Annotated in this window: 19 protein-coding genes; 9 read left to right on the top strand and 10 right to left on the bottom strand. The window is 32.1% G+C overall.

From position 1 onward, the window contains the following. Positions 1 to 81 precede the first annotated feature (81 nt). Positions 82 to 861: a DNA/RNA non-specific endonuclease gene (locus FLACHUCJ7_RS03170; RefSeq protein ID WP_180907885.1), complete on the top strand. Its 780-nt coding sequence runs from the start codon at positions 82 to 84 to the stop codon at positions 859 to 861. Here FLACHUCJ7_RS03170 and rpe read toward each other — a convergent pair. The 3 genes from rpe to FLACHUCJ7_RS03155 form a co-directional block, all read right to left on the bottom strand. After that, on the bottom strand, positions 838 to 1500 hold the full coding sequence (gene rpe, locus FLACHUCJ7_RS03165; RefSeq protein WP_078227080.1) for a ribulose-phosphate 3-epimerase: 663 nt from the start codon (positions 1498 to 1500) through the stop codon (positions 838 to 840). The two genes, FLACHUCJ7_RS03170 and rpe, sit on opposite strands and share 24 nt — an antisense overlap. 193 nt (positions 1501 to 1693) lie before the next feature. After that, positions 1694 to 2557, bottom strand: coding sequence for a sigma-70 family RNA polymerase sigma factor (locus tag FLACHUCJ7_RS03160; protein WP_007804760.1), 864 nt, complete (start codon positions 2555 to 2557; stop codon positions 1694 to 1696). A gap of 85 nt (positions 2558 to 2642) precedes the next feature. Next, positions 2643 to 3605, bottom strand: coding sequence for a hypothetical protein (locus tag FLACHUCJ7_RS03155; RefSeq protein ID WP_180907884.1), 963 nt, complete (start codon positions 3603 to 3605; stop codon positions 2643 to 2645). Positions 3606 to 3711: 106 nt separating this feature from the next. Between FLACHUCJ7_RS03155 and FLACHUCJ7_RS03150 the strand changes: the two genes are divergently transcribed. Both FLACHUCJ7_RS03150 and FLACHUCJ7_RS03145 read left to right on the top strand, forming a co-directional pair. Next, the gene (locus FLACHUCJ7_RS03150; RefSeq protein WP_180907883.1) at positions 3712 to 4791 is read left to right on the top strand and encodes a fatty acid desaturase family protein; all 1080 of its coding nucleotides are present in this window, start codon (positions 3712 to 3714) and stop codon (positions 4789 to 4791) included. A 34-nt stretch (positions 4792 to 4825) separates the two neighbouring features. Continuing rightward, a complete protein-coding gene (locus FLACHUCJ7_RS03145; protein WP_180907882.1) occupies positions 4826 to 5653 on the top strand; it encodes an LA_2272 family surface repeat-containing protein in 828 nt (275 codons plus the stop codon). An 88-nt stretch (positions 5654 to 5741) separates the two neighbouring features. On the opposite strand, the gene FLACHUCJ7_RS03140 is transcribed toward FLACHUCJ7_RS03145, so the two are convergent. From FLACHUCJ7_RS03140 to FLACHUCJ7_RS03120, 5 genes are all read right to left on the bottom strand, one after another. Next, positions 5742 to 7877, bottom strand: coding sequence for a polyribonucleotide nucleotidyltransferase (locus FLACHUCJ7_RS03140; RefSeq protein ID WP_180907881.1), 2136 nt, complete (start codon positions 7875 to 7877; stop codon positions 5742 to 5744). A 177-nt stretch (positions 7878 to 8054) separates the two neighbouring features. Then, positions 8055 to 8321, bottom strand: a complete 267-nt coding sequence (gene rpsO / locus FLACHUCJ7_RS03135) for a 30S ribosomal protein S15 (protein ID WP_007804772.1) — start codon at positions 8319 to 8321, stop codon at positions 8055 to 8057. A 112-nt stretch (positions 8322 to 8433) separates the two neighbouring features. After that, positions 8434 to 9387 (bottom strand): energy transducer TonB, encoded by a 954-nt coding sequence (locus FLACHUCJ7_RS03130; RefSeq protein WP_180907880.1) that lies wholly within the window; start codon positions 9385 to 9387, stop codon positions 8434 to 8436. Between the two features lie 132 nt (positions 9388 to 9519). Next, positions 9520 to 10209: a toxin-antitoxin system YwqK family antitoxin gene (locus FLACHUCJ7_RS03125; protein ID WP_180907879.1), complete on the bottom strand. Its 690-nt coding sequence runs from the start codon at positions 10207 to 10209 to the stop codon at positions 9520 to 9522. Between the two features lie 32 nt (positions 10210 to 10241). Continuing rightward, a complete protein-coding gene (locus FLACHUCJ7_RS03120; RefSeq protein WP_031454243.1) occupies positions 10242 to 10697 on the bottom strand; it encodes a GAF domain-containing protein in 456 nt (151 codons plus the stop codon). Between the two features lie 70 nt (positions 10698 to 10767). On the opposite strand from FLACHUCJ7_RS03120, the gene xrtF reads away from it, so the two are divergent. The 6 genes from xrtF (at position 10768) to FLACHUCJ7_RS03090 (ending at position 15505) form a co-directional block, all read left to right on the top strand. Next, the gene (gene xrtF, locus FLACHUCJ7_RS03115) at positions 10768 to 11304 is read left to right on the top strand and encodes an exosortase family protein XrtF (RefSeq protein WP_078227086.1); all 537 of its coding nucleotides are present in this window, start codon (positions 10768 to 10770) and stop codon (positions 11302 to 11304) included. Further along, positions 11294 to 11740 (top strand): exosortase F system-associated membrane protein, encoded by a 447-nt coding sequence (locus FLACHUCJ7_RS03110; protein ID WP_180907878.1) that lies wholly within the window; start codon positions 11294 to 11296, stop codon positions 11738 to 11740. The genes xrtF and FLACHUCJ7_RS03110 overlap by 11 nt, the downstream gene beginning before the upstream one ends. A 45-nt stretch (positions 11741 to 11785) precedes the next feature. Continuing rightward, positions 11786 to 12178, top strand: a complete 393-nt coding sequence (locus FLACHUCJ7_RS03105; RefSeq protein WP_180907877.1) for an HYC_CC_PP family protein — start codon at positions 11786 to 11788, stop codon at positions 12176 to 12178. A gap of 115 nt (positions 12179 to 12293) precedes the next feature. Beyond that, complete coding sequence (locus tag FLACHUCJ7_RS03100) at positions 12294 to 14300, top strand: TonB-dependent receptor plug domain-containing protein (RefSeq protein WP_180907876.1); 2007 nt, start codon at positions 12294 to 12296, stop codon at positions 14298 to 14300. 45 nt (positions 14301 to 14345) lie between these two features. Next, on the top strand, positions 14346 to 14687 hold the full coding sequence (locus FLACHUCJ7_RS03095) for a heavy-metal-associated domain-containing protein (protein ID WP_031454248.1): 342 nt from the start codon (positions 14346 to 14348) through the stop codon (positions 14685 to 14687). Between the two features lie 137 nt (positions 14688 to 14824). Then, a complete protein-coding gene (locus tag FLACHUCJ7_RS03090) occupies positions 14825 to 15505 on the top strand; it encodes a DedA family protein (RefSeq protein ID WP_031454249.1) in 681 nt (226 codons plus the stop codon). A gap of 15 nt (positions 15506 to 15520) precedes the next feature. Here FLACHUCJ7_RS03090 and FLACHUCJ7_RS03085 read toward each other — a convergent pair whose 3' ends face one another. Both FLACHUCJ7_RS03085 and FLACHUCJ7_RS03080 read right to left on the bottom strand, forming a co-directional pair. Then, a complete protein-coding gene (locus FLACHUCJ7_RS03085; RefSeq protein ID WP_078227088.1) occupies positions 15521 to 16108 on the bottom strand; it encodes a DUF937 domain-containing protein in 588 nt (195 codons plus the stop codon). Between the two features lie 278 nt (positions 16109 to 16386). Then, positions 16387 to 16887, bottom strand: coding sequence for a DUF456 domain-containing protein (locus FLACHUCJ7_RS03080; protein WP_180907875.1), 501 nt, complete (start codon positions 16885 to 16887; stop codon positions 16387 to 16389). Between the last annotated feature and the right edge of the window lie 89 nt (positions 16888 to 16976).

Genomic DNA, 16976 nt, shown 5'->3' with positions numbered 1-16976 from the left:
TGAAAATTAGTTGAATTTATAATCAAAGCTCCATATTTTTTAAAATTATGGAGCTTTTTTTCAAAAATATAATCATTGAACATGAAAAAAATACTCGTTTTATTTATAATCACACTATTTATTGTCTCTTGTAAAAAAGACAAAAACGAAAAAGAAACACTGTTGGCACAAAATACTTTTGTCACTTCAATACAAGATGTTTCAAAAGCGGGTTATACAATCGCATATTTACCTACTTCTACAACAAAGCAAATTGTAAAACATGATTATTACACATTGTCATATAATGAAAAATTTGAGCAGGCAGAATGGGTAGCATACGAATTGAAAAAAGAGTACTTGAAAAATAATGATTTCAAAAGACCTTATTTTATTGAAGATCCGAAGGTAACAACTGGCTCGGCAGATTGGAGAAATTATAAAAAATCCGGATACGATAAAGGGCATCTTTGTCCTGCAGGAGACATGGAATTTGATAAAAAAGCATACGACGATACATTTTATACTTCGAATATTTCGCCTCAGAATCATGAATTTAATAGCGGTGTATGGAATCGCTTAGAAAACAAAGTTCGTTATTGGGCAGAAAAATATAATGATGTATACGTTGTGACGGGAGGAGTTTTGAAAGATTCTGATATAAAAATAGGAACAGAAGAGGTTTCTGTTCCTAAATATTTTTATAAAATTGTTGTGACTAAATCAGGAAAGGAACATAAGGCTATTGCTTTTTTAATTCCGAATGAAAAAAGTCAAAAAGGAATTTATGAATTTGTAGTCCCAGTTGAAACTTTAGAAAAAATGACCGGAATTGATTTCTTCCCTAATTTAAAAAACTTAAAAAGCAGTAAGGACTTTTAAATCGGCAATAGTTGATGTTGGGTTTTCTGCTTTAAAAACAAAGCTTCCTGCAACTAATACATCAGCTCCTGCTTCTGTTAATTGTTTTGCATTTTTATTGGTTACACCGCCGTCAATTTCTATTAGTGTTGGAGCGTTTTTACGGTTAATTAATGCTTTTAGTTTTCTTACTTTGTCATAAGTGTTTTCTATGAACGACTGGCCTCCAAAACCGGGATTTACACTCATAATGCAAACTAAATCAATATCATTGATTACATCTTCTAATAAATCTATATTTGTGTGAGGATTGATTGCGACTCCTGCTTTCATTCCTTCAGCTTTAATAGCTTGAAGAGTTCTGTGCAGATGAGTGCAGGCTTCATAATGTACACTTAGGATATTTGCTCCTAAATCTGCAAAAGTTTTAATATATCGATCCGGATCAATAATCATTAAATGAACATCGATGGTTTTTTTTGCATGTTTAGCAATAGCTTCTAAAACTGGCATTCCAAAAGAAATATTCGGAACAAAAACCCCATCCATAATATCAATATGAAACCAGTCAGCCTGACTGTTGTTGATCATTTCGATATCACGCTGTAAATTGGCAAAATCAGCTGCAAGAACAGAAGGAGCAATAAGTGTATTTTTCATTGTGTGGTTGTTGTGTTATTTTTTGCAAAGGTAATTATAAAAAATAAAAAACTCCGGTAATCAGCCGGAGTTTCAATCATCAATCAAAAAACGAACAGTCAATCAAACTGTTGTCTGCGTTACAAAGGTTTCATATTTCATATATCAAGTTACAAAAAATAACCTGAAACTTTAAACCTGAAACAAATATTGTTTAACCTAAATAGGTTTTAAGAATTTTACTTCTTGAGGTGTGTTTCAATCTACGGATTGCTTTTTCTTTAATCTGACGTACACGCTCACGGGTTAAGTCAAAAGTTTCTCCAATTTCTTCCAAAGTCATTGGATGTTGGTCGCCAAGACCAAAATACAAACGAACTACGTCTGCTTCTCTTGGAGTTAATGTTTCTAATGAACGCTCGATTTCAGTACGTAAAGATTCGTGAATTAATTCTCTGTCAGGGTTTGGAGATTCTCCCGAACGTAATACGTCATAAAGGTTAGAATCTTCACCTTCAACAAGAGGTGCATCCATAGATAAGTGACGACCCGAGTTTTTCATAGATTCTTTTACGTCATTTACAGTCATATCAAGTTCTTTTGCAATTTCTTCAGCAGAAGGCGGACGTTCATTAGATTGCTCTAATAGCGCATACATTTTGTTGATTTTATTGATAGAACCAATTTTGTTTAATGGTAAACGAACAATACGTGATTGTTCTGCCAAAGCCTGAAGAATCGATTGACGAATCCACCATACAGCGTAAGAAATGAATTTGAATCCACGGGTTTCATCAAAACGCTGAGCTGCTTTAATCAATCCTAAGTTTCCTTCATTAATTAAGTCAGGAAGAGTTAATCCTTGATTTTGATATTGTTTAGCCACAGATACTACGAAACGTAGGTTGGCTTTTGTTAATTTCTCTAATGCTCTTTGATCACCGGCCTTTATTCTTTGTGCTAATTCTACCTCTTCATCGGCGGTAATTAGGTCAACTTTTCCAATTTCTTGTAGATATTTGTCTAACGATGCAGTTTCACGATTGGTTACCTGCTTGGTAATTTTAAGTTGTCTCATGTTGTTGTCTCCCTATTTTTTTAAAGTGTACAAATGGTTATACGTAAGAAGATGCAAAAAAGTTACAGATGAAGAAAAAATATTTTTAAAATAATAAATCAACTTCAGAATTTATTCTTTCCTGGTAATGATCTATTTTTCGTATTGCTCTGTTAAAGAATAGATTCTGTTCTTTAATTCCGGATTGTCCCAAGGGTTTTGAATTGATAATTTGCTGTTTAAAAAACTGATGTACATTCTTGCAGCTTTCTTCATTATCAGTAATGAAATATCCTAGCAGGGTATATGGAACAAACATGGTAAGTTTTTCAGGAGTTTCTATCATCATGTTGTTATTTAATAATATGAGTTCATTATAATAGAGGGCAAAATTAGTATTAGAAGCATTGCATTTTTCCTGAATTAAATGTACAATCCTTTTTAAGTCTTTACATAATGCATTTGCACTTTTTAGATTCAGTAGCCCTGATTCATAAAAGTATAAAATTTGCTGTAAACTGCTGTTGATTGTAGTGTCATTCCAAACTTCATTTACGCTAGTATTTTCATATGTTTTTTTTAGTGTTTGCATGTATTCCGAAAAAGATTCATCGATTACGAAATTTTCAAAAGCAACTTTCTTCTGGTTTGTTTTTAAAAGATTTAACCATACAAAAGCCTTAAATTTTGATAAAATTGTACCGTCCATAAAATAAAATAGCGGAATGTCTTTCGCGGAATAAAACAAGGTTGTTTTTGGATTTTTGGTTAAAAATGCTATCTGTTCAGCAGATGATTTGAAATACTGCAGCATGTCCTTTAAGGTTTCAATCTCAATTGTTTTTTCGATAATAACCTTTTCTTTTTTCGAAAATAAATTGTCCAAAGAAATATTGTAATGGCTAGCTAGTTTAATGGTCTCGTCGATAGAGAATTTACACTTTTGGGAGATTCTTCGGTGTGATGCATCGTAACTGATTTCCAGGATAGCGGCGATTTCATCTATTAACGATTCAGACTTAGAAACTTTACTTCTAATTGCTTTTAAAAAAGATTCCTGATGTTTCATAATTTGTGATAATCGCAAATATAGAAAATACTTTTATTAGTTTTTGCAAATGCAGATGTGATAATTGCAATAGTTTTGCTCTGTAATTTTAAAATAATCTATAATTATGAAAGCTAAATATTTCAATAAATCGGCAGATGAAAAGCTATTTTTTCTTGCTTTAAAAGAAAAAGTTAATGATAAACTCAAAGATAAAACCGTTTCGCATGGAGATGCAAGATTTTGGTTTAAAGGTTTATTTTGGACTCTAATCTGCTACTCGTCGTATTCGTTGTTATTCTTGAACATTGATAAAACTATTTTTTGGCTTTTATATGTGGTTTTTCAATTGTCAGGATTATTGATCGGATTCAGTTTTGGACATGATGCGTCTCATGATACGGCATTCAGAAATAAAAAAGCAAATTCAGTGTTACACTTTTTTAGTTTTGTGACAGTAGGAATCGATCCTTTACTTTGGGGATTAAGGCATATTCGGTCACATCATTTGTATGCAAATGTTGAAGGAAGTGATATTGATATAGATAAAAATCCATTTTTGAGGCTGAGCCCAACGCATCCATGGAAACCAAAGCATAAATATCAGGCATATTATGCGCCATTTGTTTATATGTTTACTTTACTGCATTCTGTTTTTATGAGCGATTGGGTGTATTTGTTTTCAGATGAATACGACTGGATGAAACGAGGAGTTTCAAAGGCTGAATTATACTTTAGATTTTTACTGTATAAAGTGTTTTATTTTTCTTTAGTGTTAGCGCTTCCGTTATTGTACGCTGACTTTTCCTGGACTTTTATTGTGTTGACTTTTCTAACCGCTAGTGCTTTTACATCGATGGTGTTTATTATCATGCTTGTGGGGACGCATTTTTTTGATGGAGCAGATTATCCACAGCCTGAGGGAGAATTTCTTGAGCATACCTGGGCGGTTCATCAATTATACACTAGTTGTGATTGGGATGCCAATAAAGGTTGGGCAAGGTTTTTAAGCGGTGGGTCAAATTGCCATGCGGCACATCACCTCTTTCCTAATATCTGTCATACTAATTATAGTGAAATAAATGAGATAATCGAAGAAACTACAAAAGAATACAAACAGCCTTATCATCATAAGACCTTATTTGAAATGATGTTTTCGCATTTTAAGCATTTACACAAAATGGGGAAGCCTGAATTTTATAATTAAAAAAGGTTTTAATGTGTAATTAAAATAAAAAATCATGAAAACATTAAATAAAAAAGGAGTTTTAAAACCAGGAAGATGTCAATATGCCTTAATTATAATAATGTTCAGTGTATTGAGTTTTGGACAGCATAATTTTTCAAAAGTGACAGATCATACACAGGTAAACAATATTGCTTTAGATTCTTCTGTAATATTAGATGGAAAAGAAATAAAGCTGGATTATTTCAGATGGAAATCTGATAATAATTTAAGAAATGACAGCGTTAAAATTTTCAGTTTGTCGCCAATTTCTAAAAGAGTTAATAAAGTAAATGGTTTTGCTCTGGGGGCAGGCCATTTTGAAAATCAAAACATTCAACTTCAGGTAATTAATGGGCTAAATATTGAGGCTAGTCCTATATCATTAGCTCTCATTTCTTTTTCTATAAATGTTCCATTTGAGTCATTATTTGTGGGGATTAATGACAATGTTATAAGTAATGTCGCTTTTTTTGATGACAACATAAAAAGTTATATAAAAGTAAATGGATTAAATGTGAGTTCGGGTGGTTTTATGGGAGGGGCAGAAGTGAGAGGAATCAATATTTCAATATTTTCAGGGATGAATAAAATGAATGGTTTTTCTGTTGGCGGGATATTAAATACTAAAAATTTCAACGGGTTAAGTATTTCAGGTTTAGCTAATTTATCTGATTTTGGGAATGGTATTCAGATTGGGATTTCGAATGTTTCACGAAGACATAATGGAATTCAGCTCGGATTATTTAATAATTCTAAAGAATTGCGAGGAGTGCAATTTGGGCTTTGGAATACAAATGGAAAGCGTAAACTTCCTTTTTTTAACTGGCAGTTTAAGAAATAAAAAGAAACGTATTTAATCGAAAAACCCCAAATTCATTTATTGAATTTGGGGTTTTCTATGAATAAACCTTTAGTAAACTAAGATCTGATTACTCTTTTTTCTCCTCACGTGGAGGTCTAGGAACAAGTGCTTTTTTAGACACTTTTTCTTTTTTAGTTTTAGGGTCAACTCCTAAGTATTTTACTTGGAATACATCTCCCATTTTAACTACGTCAGCAACGTTTTCAGTACGTTCCCAAGCTAATTCAGATACGTGAAGCAATACTTCGTTTCCTGGGGCAGCAGTATATTCTACAACAGCACCAAAATCTAACATTTTGATTACTTTAACTTCGTAAGCTTCTCCCATTTGAGGTTTGAATGTGATAGATTGGATTTTTGCCAATACCGCTTCAATTCCTGCAGGATCTGTACCTAAGATTTCGATAACACCTTGTTCGTCAACTTCGTTGATTACAATAGTTGTTCCCGTAGCTTTTTGTAATTCCTGAATTACTTTTCCTCCAGGACCAATTAATGCTCCAATAAAGTTTCCAGGGATAGTTCTGGTGATGATTTTTGGTGAATGTGCTTTTACATCAGCTCTTGGAGCAGCAATAGTTTCAGTTAATTTTCCTAAAATATGCAAACGTCCGTCGCGAGCCTGAGATAAAGCCTGCTCCATAATATCATAACGTAAACCATCAATTTTGATGTCCATTTGACAAGCAGTGATACCATCAGCAGTTCCTGTTACTTTAAAGTCCATGTCTCCTAAGTGATCTTCATCTCCTAAAATATCAGACAATACCGCAAATTTCTCTCCGTCAGTAATCAATCCCATAGCAATCCCAGAAACTGGTTTTACCATTTGAACTCCGGCATCCATAAGCGCCATTGTTCCGGCACAAACCGTTGCCATAGAAGAAGAACCGTTAGATTCTAGAACCTCAGAAACAATACGGATTGTATAAGGACAATCTGCAGGGATCATATTTTTTAATGCTCTTTGAGCCAGATTACCGTGACCAACTTCTCTTCTTGAAGTTCCTCTTAATGGTTTTGCTTCACCAGTAGAGAAAGGAGGGAAGTTATAGTGTAAGTAGAATTTCTCTTCGCCTTGTTCAGATGGAGAATCAATTTGGTTTGCTTCTCTTGAAGTTCCTAAAGTTACAGTTGCCAAAGCCTGAGTTTCCCCACGAGTAAATAAAGCAGAACCGTGAACTCTTGGTAGATAATCAGTTTCACACCAAATTGGTCTGATATCTGTAGTTTTTCTACCATCTAAACGAATTCCTAATTCTAAAACTACATTACGAACAGCTTCTTTGTTTGTTTTGTAGAAATATTTACCAACTAAATCACCGTCAGCAGCTAATTCTTCTTCTGTAAATAAGGCTTTTACTTCTTCTTTTACTTCAGCAAAAGCAGCGCTTCTTTCGTGTTTTGCAGATCCGACTTTTGCAATAGCATAAATTTTATCGTATGCCGCCGCTTTTACTTTTTTGTAAATTTCTTCGTTCTCTTTCTCGCCTTCGTAAGTACGGATTTCCTTTTTACCAAAAGCTTTCTGTAAACGATATTGAGCCTGAATTTGAACTTTGATAGCTTCGTGAGCGAATTTAATAGCTTCGATCATTTCAGCTTCTGAAATTTCTTTCATCTCACCTTCAACCATGGCAACAGAATCCATTGAAGCTCCGATCATCATATCGATATCAGATTTTTCTAGTTCTTCTCTGCTTGGGTTGATCACTAATTTTCCGTCGATACGTGCAACACGAACTTCAGAAATCAAGTTGTAAAATGGAATGTCTGAAACTGCTAATGCTGCAGAAGCCGCTAAACCAGCCAATGCATCTGGCATAACTTCTCCGTCGTGAGACATTAACTGAATCATAACTTGTGTTTCAGCATGGTAATCGTCTGGGAAAAGCGGACGCAATACACGGTCAACTAATCTCATTGTCAATACTTCGCTGTCGCTTGGACGTGCTTCTCTTTTAAAGAAACCTCCAGGGAAACGACCTGCTGCTGCAAATTTTTCGCGGTAATCTACCGTTAACGGTAAAAAATCAACGCCTGGGTTGCTGGTGCGAGCTGAAACTGCTGTTGCAAGAATCATCGTGTCGCCCATTCTTACTACTACAGAACCGTCAGCTTGTTTGGCTAAACGTCCTGTCTCGATTGTGATGCTTCTGCCATCACCTAAATCGATCTTTTCTACAAATAATTGTGGAATCATAAATTTTTTTCCTTATTGATTATACAATGGGTTTTAGTTGTGTTGTAGTGTTGTTGTGTGTAGTTGTTGTTATCTAAAACCCAATGAAAAACCAAACTTTTTTTCTTGTAACAGCCTGAAAGACTTGTATTTTGTAAAAACAAAAAGAGGCACTTTCGCACCTCTTTTCTATATTGATTATTTTCTGATATTCAATACTTTGATAATCTCACGATATCTGTTAATCTCTTTCTTTTTCAAGTAATCCAACAAAGCTCTTCTTTTACCTACTAATAGTACAAGAGAACGCTCAGTGTTGTAATCGTGACGATTTTTTTTCAAGTGTTCAGTTAAGTGAGAAATTCTGTAAGTGAACAATGCAATTTGACCTTCTGCGCTTCCAGTGTTTGTTGCACCACCGTGTTGTGCGAAAATCTCTTCTTTCTTTTCTTTAGTTAAATACATTCCAATATTATTTAATGATTTTTATGTATGTCTGACAACTTTTGTAAGACGGGTGCAAATTTACTATTTATTTTTGGAATTGCAAGATAATGGTAAATTTAAATTTAGAAGCTTACATATTAGTGGAGCTTTGAATAGTGATTGGTAATGTATATTGACATCTCACTTTTATTCCTCTGATTTCTCCGGGATTCCATTTTTCAGAATTTGTTATAACTCTTATAGCTTCTTCGTCAGTCCCATATCCAAAACTTTTTATTGTTTTGGGCTCCACAAGCTTGCCTTCTTCGTCAACTATAAAGCTAGTTATGACTTTACCGTTGATACCTGTTGGCACATTATATTTGAAGTTTCTCCCAACATATGCATAAAATTTCTCTAATCCATTTTTAGGTTCTGGTTTTTTCTTTATTACAGTATAATTGTGAGCTACTTTTTCACTGTCAATACTAACGCCCGAAACTAGTTTCTGGTTTTTATAGTTTTCACTAAAAGTATATCCTGTTTTTCTGTCGTAACCTTCCCAAAGACCATCTTTAAACCCATTTCTTACTTGTCCCGAAGCAAAGAACATTTCGCCGGTTTCTTCATACTCACCATTACCATCTATGACTTTCTGTTTGCTGTTACTGCTCCAAAATTGATTGACTTTATATAAGGATGTCTTTTTTTTCTCATCTACTATATATTCGCCTTCTTCTTTTAAAATTCCGTTTTCATACCATTTGGTTTCTTTGCCGCTTAAAAGATTGCTTACGTAATTTGAAACGGATTTTTTAATACCGTTTTCATAATAAAAAATGAATTCTCCTGTTTTTGAGTCGCCTTCTTTTGTTTTGGATAATCCTTCTTTTTCTAATACTCCGGATTTATAATAATCGCTGACTTGATAAATGTCTGGGTTTTTAGAATAATATCCTTTTATAACCCGGTAATATTTATGGTTTTCCTGAGAAGTTTTTTGCCATAATGAATCGAGATAGATGGTTTTGATATTAGAAGTTACTTGTGAAATAACTAATTTTGGAATTAAAAAAAATAGTACTGAATACAAAATCGGTTTCATAAATGTGGTTAGTTAGAAAACGAATGTATGATTTTTAATACAATTTAACAACTTATTGATTTACAATTCTAAAAGCATTTGTTTGTTTTGTGTAAAATGTATTCATTTTATAGCTGTTAATAATGAAATAAACTATTTCTGAATATTTTTCACTGTAGCTTTTTTATTTAAGGAAGAATAAGAAAGTTTAATATTGTTTTCGTCTATGCTAAATCCTGAAATTAAAATTCCCTGATCATAATTATCGGTAAATGAAATTTTACGGAAAGCATCGTTTCCAGTCCACACACCTTGTTTTAGTCCGTCTTTAAGAGTTCCTTTTTGTGTTACAAATTTATCTGTTTCTTCATATTCACCATTTCCGTCAATTACGGTTTGGTTATTGTTTTCATCCCAATAATTAAGAATTAAGGTTTGTGATGTTTTCTTTTTAGGATCCCATAGGTTCTGTTTTTCAGACTTTTTACTTTGGTTTTCGTACCAGTTAATTTCTTTACCGGACTTATGATCTTCAGAATAATTTACAACCGATTCCTTTGCGCCGTTTTTGTAATAATAGATAAATTCCCCATCTTTTTTCAAAAAATCTCTGTCTAAGGTTGCGCCTGTCATTTTTTTTCTTCCGTTTTTATAAAAATCAGTAACAACGTATCTGACACTTTTTTGAGAATAATTGGTAATTACCCGAGTGTAACTATAGTTATCTGGTTTTGCTTCACAATTTAACGAATCAAGAAAAAATTTTTTCGAGACCATGTTAATTTGTGCAAATAGGTTTGCTGAAACTAAAAGAAGAAATACTATGAAGATGTTTTTTTGCATTCAGGTCTATTTTTTATATAAAAATAGGGCTTCTAGAATAATTTAGCAACTTCTTGATTTACGAATTCAAGGAACCTCTCGTCAGCTTCTGTAAAAGGATCAATCACGTGACTGTCAATGTCAATCTGACCGATATTTATGCTGTTTACAAATAATGGTACCACTATTTCAGATTTTACAGTAAAACTACAGGCAATATAATTATCCTGTGCTTTTACATCGGGCACTACAAAATTAGCGTTGCTTTCGGCAACTTGTCCGCAAATCCCTTTTCCAAAAGGAATTACGGTATGATCTGTTTCGGCACCAACGTAGGGTCCTAAATGCAAGGTTTTGTTTTCATGATTGGCAAAATAAAAGCCAACCCAGTTATAATATTCTATATTTGTGTTTAGTAATTGACAGATTGCTAATAATTTATCATCTCTGTCCTTATTTGAATCAGCTACAATAGCGCTTACTTTGGGTTGTAATTCCTGAAATGTCATAATTTAAATATTTATACAAAAGTATTTAAAGCTGAACTCAAAAAATATATAAATTTGAAAAAAAAATCTTTTGAAAAAATATTTAATACAATTTAAACCCTTCCTTCTTTTTATAGGTACTTTTTTTTTAGCTTATATTATACTCACTTTAGGGTACAAGCTTTATTTAAACAGTTTTGAAGCGAATGATGTGGATGGAGTTACAAATATTGTTGGCCGAAATGTTGAACAAATAATGAATTTATTTAATTGTGATATCAAAATTCAAAAAAACCAATTATCTCCTTTTCTGGAAGTTTGGTATAATAAAAAACGTACAGTTCGAATTGTGGAAGGCTGTAATGCGGTAAGCGTGCTTATTCTGTTTGTCTCTTTTGTAGTTGCTTTTTCAGGAAAATTTAAAGCAACTATATTATTCATCTTGGCAGGAAGCCTTTGTATTTATATTTTGAATGTGATTCGAATCGCTATTTTAACCGTTTTGATATATCGTTTTCCGGAAAATGTGCATATTTTGCACGGAGTCCTTTTTCCTTTAATTATTTATGGGTTGGTTTTTTTATTATGGATATTTTGGATTAATAAATTTTCAAAGTATGCTAAATAAAATATATGAACATAAAGCTAAAATTCTAATTGCAACATTGATTGTATTGTGTTTTATAGGAATAAGGGCTTTTGAAAGTCAATTATTTTATGATCCCTTTTTGAATTATTTTGAATCCAATTTTAAAAATGCACCATTTCCTGAAGTAGATGTTTTTAAACTTTTTTATGGACTTTTCTTTCGTTATTTTTTTAATACCCTTTTATCATTAATGCTTATTTATGTTTTATTTAGGGATCTTGAGGGTTTAAAATTCAGCACTTTTATGTATGGATTTTTTTTATTGGTATTGTTTGGGATGTTTTTTATAATTATAACTTATTTTCCAAAGGCAAATTGGTTACTTTTTTATGTGAGAAGGTTTATTATTCAACCCATATTTGTACTGCTATTCATTCCTGCTTTTTACTATCAGAAACAAAATATCAAAAAATAACATTTTATTAGATTGTTTTTAAAGGCTTTTAAATACTTTTGCAGTATGAATTTAAAGAAATGCACAGGACTATTTTTAGCTTTCCTATTGTTGGTTTCCAACATTGGATTTGCTCTTGATGTGCATTATTGCGGAGGAAAGATTGCTTCTGTTTCATTAAGTACTACAGTATCTCCTGTTAAAAAGTGCTGCGGAGATAAAGAGAAAAAGTCTTCTTGTTGTAAAGACAAAGTGGTTAAATTTGAAAAGAAATCAGATAATGCTACTGTTAAGGTGTTCTTTTTTCAACTTTCTTTTCCAGCGTTAATTAAGGAATATACACCAATTGCTTTTTTGTCTGTACCAAATTTCAAAAACAATCAGGTTATTTCGTATTATGCAGATGCAAATGCGCCCCCCTTATTCAAATTATACAATCAATACATTTTTTATTCCTGATTTTAATGTTTAGAATCAAGCCCTTTTATTGTGGCTTGTAACTGTCTGTTTTAATATTTCTTCTTTGTTAAGAATGGTTAAATCAGAATTTCTAAATAACATTAAAATCTTTTTTATGCAAAAAAATATCATGCTTTTTATGATGATTTTGCTTTCTGTTTCTGTGTTTTCGCAAGAAGATTTAGAGGAAGTAAAAATAACTAAAAAGCAAAAAGGAATTAAGAAATCCTATACCCTTACTGCTAATACAACTGTTATTACAAGTAAGGAACTACTGAAAGCTGCTTGTTGTAATCTTGCAGAAAGTTTTGAAACCAATCCGTCAATCGATGTTAATTTTTCGGATGCTTTAACGGGAACAAAGCAAATAAAAATGCTGGGATTGACAAGCCCGTATTTGATGATTACCGAAGAAAATATTCCCTCTGTTCGCGGTGCTTCTCAAGCCTACGGATTGTCATTTACACCCGGAACCTGGATAGAAAGTGTTCAGATTACAAAAGGTGCAGGAAGTGTAATAAATGGGTATGAAAGTATTTCGGGACAAATAAATACAGAGCTTTTAAAGCCTCTAAACGATATTCCCTTTTTTCTTAATGCTTACGGATCTACTGATGCCCGTTTTGAATTGAATACCCACTTCAATAAAAAATTATCAGATAAGTGGGCAACAAGTTTGTTTTTGCACGGAAATGCACGCGTGGCAAAAAATGATATGAACGATGACGGGTTTCTGGATAATCCGTTAGGAAAACAAATCAATATTTTAAACCGATATCAATATTATGATCCCGAAAGCGGTTTGGTAAGTTTTATCAATTTCAGATATATGAATGATAAAAAACAAACAGGGGAAGTGGATTTTGATAAAGACAGAGATCGTGGAACAACAAATCATTGGGGATCAGAAATCAATACAGAACGATTTGATGTTTCTACTAAAATTGGATACGTTTTTAAAGATATGCCATATCAAAGTATTGGTTTTCAAAATGCTTTTAATAGTCATAAACAAGATTCGTATTTCGGTTTAAATCAGTATGATATTAAGCAGAATAGTTTTTATTCGAATTTAATTTTCAATTCGATTATCAATAATACAATGCATAAATTTACAACGGGGTTGAATTTTACTTATGATCAATATCAGGAATTTGTTAACATAAACGATTATAGTAGAATTGATAATTCTGTTGGAGCATTTTTTGAATACACCTATGATAATGCGGATAATTTCAGTCTGATTTTGGGAGCAAGAGTAGATAATCATAACCGGTTGGGTTTTTTTGCTACACCTCGTCTTCATGTTCGCTACAATCCCTGGAAAGATGGGGTTCTTCGTCTTTCTGCTGGAAGAGGAAAACGTTCGGCAAATATTTTTGCTGAAAATCAACAGCTTTTTGCAAGCTCAAGAACTTTTTCAATTTTAGATAATAACGGAAAAGTTTATGGTTTGAATCCTGAAATTGCCTGGAACTATGGTTTGAGTTTTTCTCAGAAATTTAAACTTTTTAATAAAAATGCTGAGGCAGGTTTTGATATCTACAGAACTGATTTTCAAAATCAGGCCGTTGTCGATTTGATGCAAAGTCCGCAGGAAGTTTTGTTCTATAACTTAAAAGGAAATTCATTCGCAAATAGTTTGCAAGTAGAGTTTAACTATGAGTTGATTCATAATTTGAATCTAAGAACAGCATACAAATATTATGATATCCAAACAGATTATTTAAGAGGGACTTTTCAGAGACCACTTCAGGCAAAACATCGTTTTTCAGGAAACCTGGAATACGAAACTAATTTAAATGATGATAGACAATGGAAATTTGATTATACCTTTAATTGGTCCGGAAAACAACAATTGCCATATACTGCATCAAATCCTGTGTCCGATCAATTTTCAGATTTTTCACCTTCGTATGCTGTTATGAATGCACAGATAACCCGAGTTTTTTCATCAGTTTTTGAAGTCTATATTGGAGGGGAAAACATTGGAAATTACAAACAGAAAAAAGCAATTTTGGGTGCTGATGATCCTTTTGGCTCTAACTTTGATGCTTCTGTAGCATATGCTCCAATTTTTGGGCAGATGTATTATGCAGGATTGCGTTTTAAAATAAAATAATTACAATATCAATTTCAAAAATCAATAACATTAATATTTAATAAAATGAACAGAATAATTTTAATAGCATTAGTGACTTTTTTAGGATTTTCAGCTCAGGCTCAAACTAAAAAAAATAAAAACTTAAAATACACTACAGAGGTAAATGGTAATTGCGAACAATGTAAAAAACGAATTGAAAAAGCAGCATTTAGTGTGCCGGGGGTAAAAACTGCCAATTGGGATATCAGTTCACATCAACTGACGGTGATTTTAAATGAAGAGAAATCATCAACAGCAGATTTAAACAATGCAGTTGCAAAGGTAGGCCACGATACAAAAGAGGTAAAAGCAACTCAAAAAGATTATGACAATTTACACACTTGTTGTAAATATGAGAGAGAATAATTATTCACGGCCCGGGTTTAAAGCCTGGGCTTTTTAATAGTTAATTTATGTTTAAAATACCGTAATTTATTGTGGTTAAACTAAATTATTGTTAATTTCACAGCTTTATAATTTCAATAATAAACCCCCCATAGTATATGAATAATTTTGACTGGTCTCAATTAATAAATCCTGAGTTTTATATTAATTTAAGCATAGGCGGAATTCAAATAGGTTTGTATATTGTATTGTTTATTGTTTTTGCAGAAACAGGATTGTTTGCGGGTTTTTTTCTACCAGGAGACAGTTTGTTGTTTTTAGCAGGAATTTACAGTGGGGAACTGATTGAAAATATGATTTTTATTCCGAATGATTTCCTAAACGTCTTTTTACTATCGTTTTTGGTAGCAATCATGGGAGTTTTAGGAAATATGACCGGTTATTGGTTTGGTGCCAAAAGCGGTTATTATTTGTTTAAGAAAGAAGACAGTTTCTGGTTCAAAAAGAAATACCTCTTACAATCGAAAGATTTCTTCGAAAAGTATGGAGGTAAGGCTATAATTTATGCAAGGTTTTTACCAATTTTCAGAACATTTGCTCCAATTGTGGCAGGTATAGTTTCTATGGATAAGAAGAAATTTATGTTCTATAATATTTTGAGTTCCTTTTTATGGTCTTTTATATTGATATTCGCAGGCCATTACCTATATGGAGTGTTTTTAAAACAAGGAATTGACCTGAAACATCATATTGAATATATCATCATAATCATTGTAATTATTTCTACATTCCCTGTTTTATTGAAGCTTTTGAAGAAAAGACCAATTGAGAAAATTTAATTTTAGTTTATAAAATTAAATGTTTCCAAATAGATTAAAAATTGATCTTGCAAAACGCGAATTATTTTTTTCTTCTACAGTTTCATAACAAGAAAATCCTAAAATAATTTTTATTCCAGGAGGTATACTGTTCAGTATATCTCTTTTTTGTTCATCTAAAAGTAATTTTAAACTTGTGGTTACTTCCGCATTAAACTTCAAATAAGAAATAACGAGTAAAGTAGAAAAATTCAGCACTTCACGTGCTGTTTCACTTTTTATGCCAACTTCATTCGAAATCATTTCGGTAATTCTGGCTTTTTTACTGGTGAAAATCTGTTCTAAGAGTTGATTTCCTTCTAATTTGTAATTTTCGTCTACAGATAAAATTCGGGAAGAAGCAAAATCGACTTCTTTGTAAAATGCTGAGTCCTGAACAAGTTCAGTCATTTCTTCTAATGTTTTCTCATTAAAATTGTTGTAGCATCCCATTAACACAGTTCCTAACGAAACGTCGATAGCCTTAATTAATAAAGCATCATTTTCGAAGTAAAATTTGTTCAGTTTTGAGATAACATTGGACGAGATAAAGCGGCGTAGTTCAATTTGTAGATTTGGGGTCATAATTGTATACTGGATTAATTAATAAATGCTGTCAATAACCGATTAAATGTGGTATTTTGTCGTTTATAATGATAAAAATATAAAATAAATTAACATATCCAAAAAATAAGTTAAATATTTTGCTTTGCCTTTTTTGTAGTTTAATTAACAATTATTGATAATATCAATAAATATAAAGGCTACTTATTAAAATAAAGTAATAAATATTTAAAAATATTTTTATTTTTTAGATGTAAAGTTTTAAAATATAAGAAAAAACTTAAATTTAAATTATACGTTTAAAAAAGTAAACTTCTGTTCTGCCAGATTACATTAAGAAAAAGCCCCATATAAATTACACATAATAAAAAATTTATAAAACTGGATGCTAAAAACCCAATCAATGAACCTGTTGCGGCCTTAAATGCCCTTTTATGATTTTTCGAATCATACAGCATTTCTCCTATAAATGCACCTGCAAAAGGCCCTATAATTACTCCAAAAGGTATGGGTGCAAGAATGCCGACTATTAAGCCTATATTAGTTCCCCAAACACCGAAAGAACTGCCTCCAAAATGTTTTGTTCCTTTTGCAGGAATTATATAGTCCAAAATTGTGATGATAACCATGATTATAAAAGTGATTCCTAAAACCCAATAGTTGTTTTCGACTGCTTTTGTTAAATAGAGCAATAATAATCCAACCCAGCAACTCAGTAAGCCCGGTAATACAGGTAAAAAGCTACCCATAATTCCGATAAGCATACATATAAAACCAAGTAATACCAATAGTAAATCCATAATGTTTTTGTAATTAAATTTTTTTATTTTCAGATAATATTCCAATCTATTTATAAGGAGAAAGCAATCTTTAATTAATCCGCTAAAAG

The sequence above is a fragment of the Flavobacterium salmonis genome (assembly GCF_903819435.1).
Taxonomy (GTDB): Bacteria; Bacteroidota; Bacteroidia; order Flavobacteriales; family Flavobacteriaceae; genus Flavobacterium; species Flavobacterium chungangense.
The sequence above is the reverse complement of the archived record's forward strand: the minus strand, read 5'-3'. Positions and strand labels throughout refer to the sequence as shown.

What these genes read in the sequence shown, in the direction of transcription:
- FLACHUCJ7_RS03170 (WP_180907885.1), top strand. Translation starts at nt 82, where the DNA reads ATGAAAAAAATACTCGTTTTATTTATAATCACACTATTTATTGTCTCT.
- rpe (WP_078227080.1), bottom strand. Translation starts at nt 1,500, where the DNA reads ATGAAAAATACACTTATTGCTCCTTCTGTTCTTGCAGCTGATTTTGCC.
- FLACHUCJ7_RS03160 (WP_007804760.1), bottom strand. Translation starts at nt 2,557, where the DNA reads ATGAGACAACTTAAAATTACCAAGCAGGTAACCAATCGTGAAACTGCA.
- FLACHUCJ7_RS03155 (WP_180907884.1), bottom strand. Translation starts at nt 3,605, where the DNA reads ATGAAACATCAGGAATCTTTTTTAAAAGCAATTAGAAGTAAAGTTTCT.
- FLACHUCJ7_RS03150 (WP_180907883.1), top strand. Translation starts at nt 3,712, where the DNA reads ATGAAAGCTAAATATTTCAATAAATCGGCAGATGAAAAGCTATTTTTT.
- FLACHUCJ7_RS03145 (WP_180907882.1), top strand. Translation starts at nt 4,826, where the DNA reads ATGAAAACATTAAATAAAAAAGGAGTTTTAAAACCAGGAAGATGTCAA.
- FLACHUCJ7_RS03140 (WP_180907881.1), bottom strand. Translation starts at nt 7,877, where the DNA reads ATGATTCCACAATTATTTGTAGAAAAGATCGATTTAGGTGATGGCAGA.
- rpsO (WP_007804772.1), bottom strand. Translation starts at nt 8,321, where the DNA reads ATGTATTTAACTAAAGAAAAGAAAGAAGAGATTTTCGCACAACACGGT.
- FLACHUCJ7_RS03130 (WP_180907880.1), bottom strand. Translation starts at nt 9,387, where the DNA reads ATGAAACCGATTTTGTATTCAGTACTATTTTTTTTAATTCCAAAATTA.
- FLACHUCJ7_RS03125 (WP_180907879.1), bottom strand. Translation starts at nt 10,209, where the DNA reads ATGCAAAAAAACATCTTCATAGTATTTCTTCTTTTAGTTTCAGCAAAC.
- FLACHUCJ7_RS03120 (WP_031454243.1), bottom strand. Translation starts at nt 10,697, where the DNA reads ATGACATTTCAGGAATTACAACCCAAAGTAAGCGCTATTGTAGCTGAT.
- FLACHUCJ7_RS03110 (WP_180907878.1), top strand. Translation starts at nt 11,294, where the DNA reads ATGCTAAATAAAATATATGAACATAAAGCTAAAATTCTAATTGCAACA.
- FLACHUCJ7_RS03105 (WP_180907877.1), top strand. Translation starts at nt 11,786, where the DNA reads ATGAATTTAAAGAAATGCACAGGACTATTTTTAGCTTTCCTATTGTTG.
- FLACHUCJ7_RS03100 (WP_180907876.1), top strand. Translation starts at nt 12,294, where the DNA reads ATGCAAAAAAATATCATGCTTTTTATGATGATTTTGCTTTCTGTTTCT.
- FLACHUCJ7_RS03095 (WP_031454248.1), top strand. Translation starts at nt 14,346, where the DNA reads ATGAACAGAATAATTTTAATAGCATTAGTGACTTTTTTAGGATTTTCA.
- FLACHUCJ7_RS03090 (WP_031454249.1), top strand. Translation starts at nt 14,825, where the DNA reads ATGAATAATTTTGACTGGTCTCAATTAATAAATCCTGAGTTTTATATT.
- FLACHUCJ7_RS03085 (WP_078227088.1), bottom strand. Translation starts at nt 16,108, where the DNA reads ATGACCCCAAATCTACAAATTGAACTACGCCGCTTTATCTCGTCCAAT.
- FLACHUCJ7_RS03080 (WP_180907875.1), bottom strand. Translation starts at nt 16,887, where the DNA reads ATGGATTTACTATTGGTATTACTTGGTTTTATATGTATGCTTATCGGA.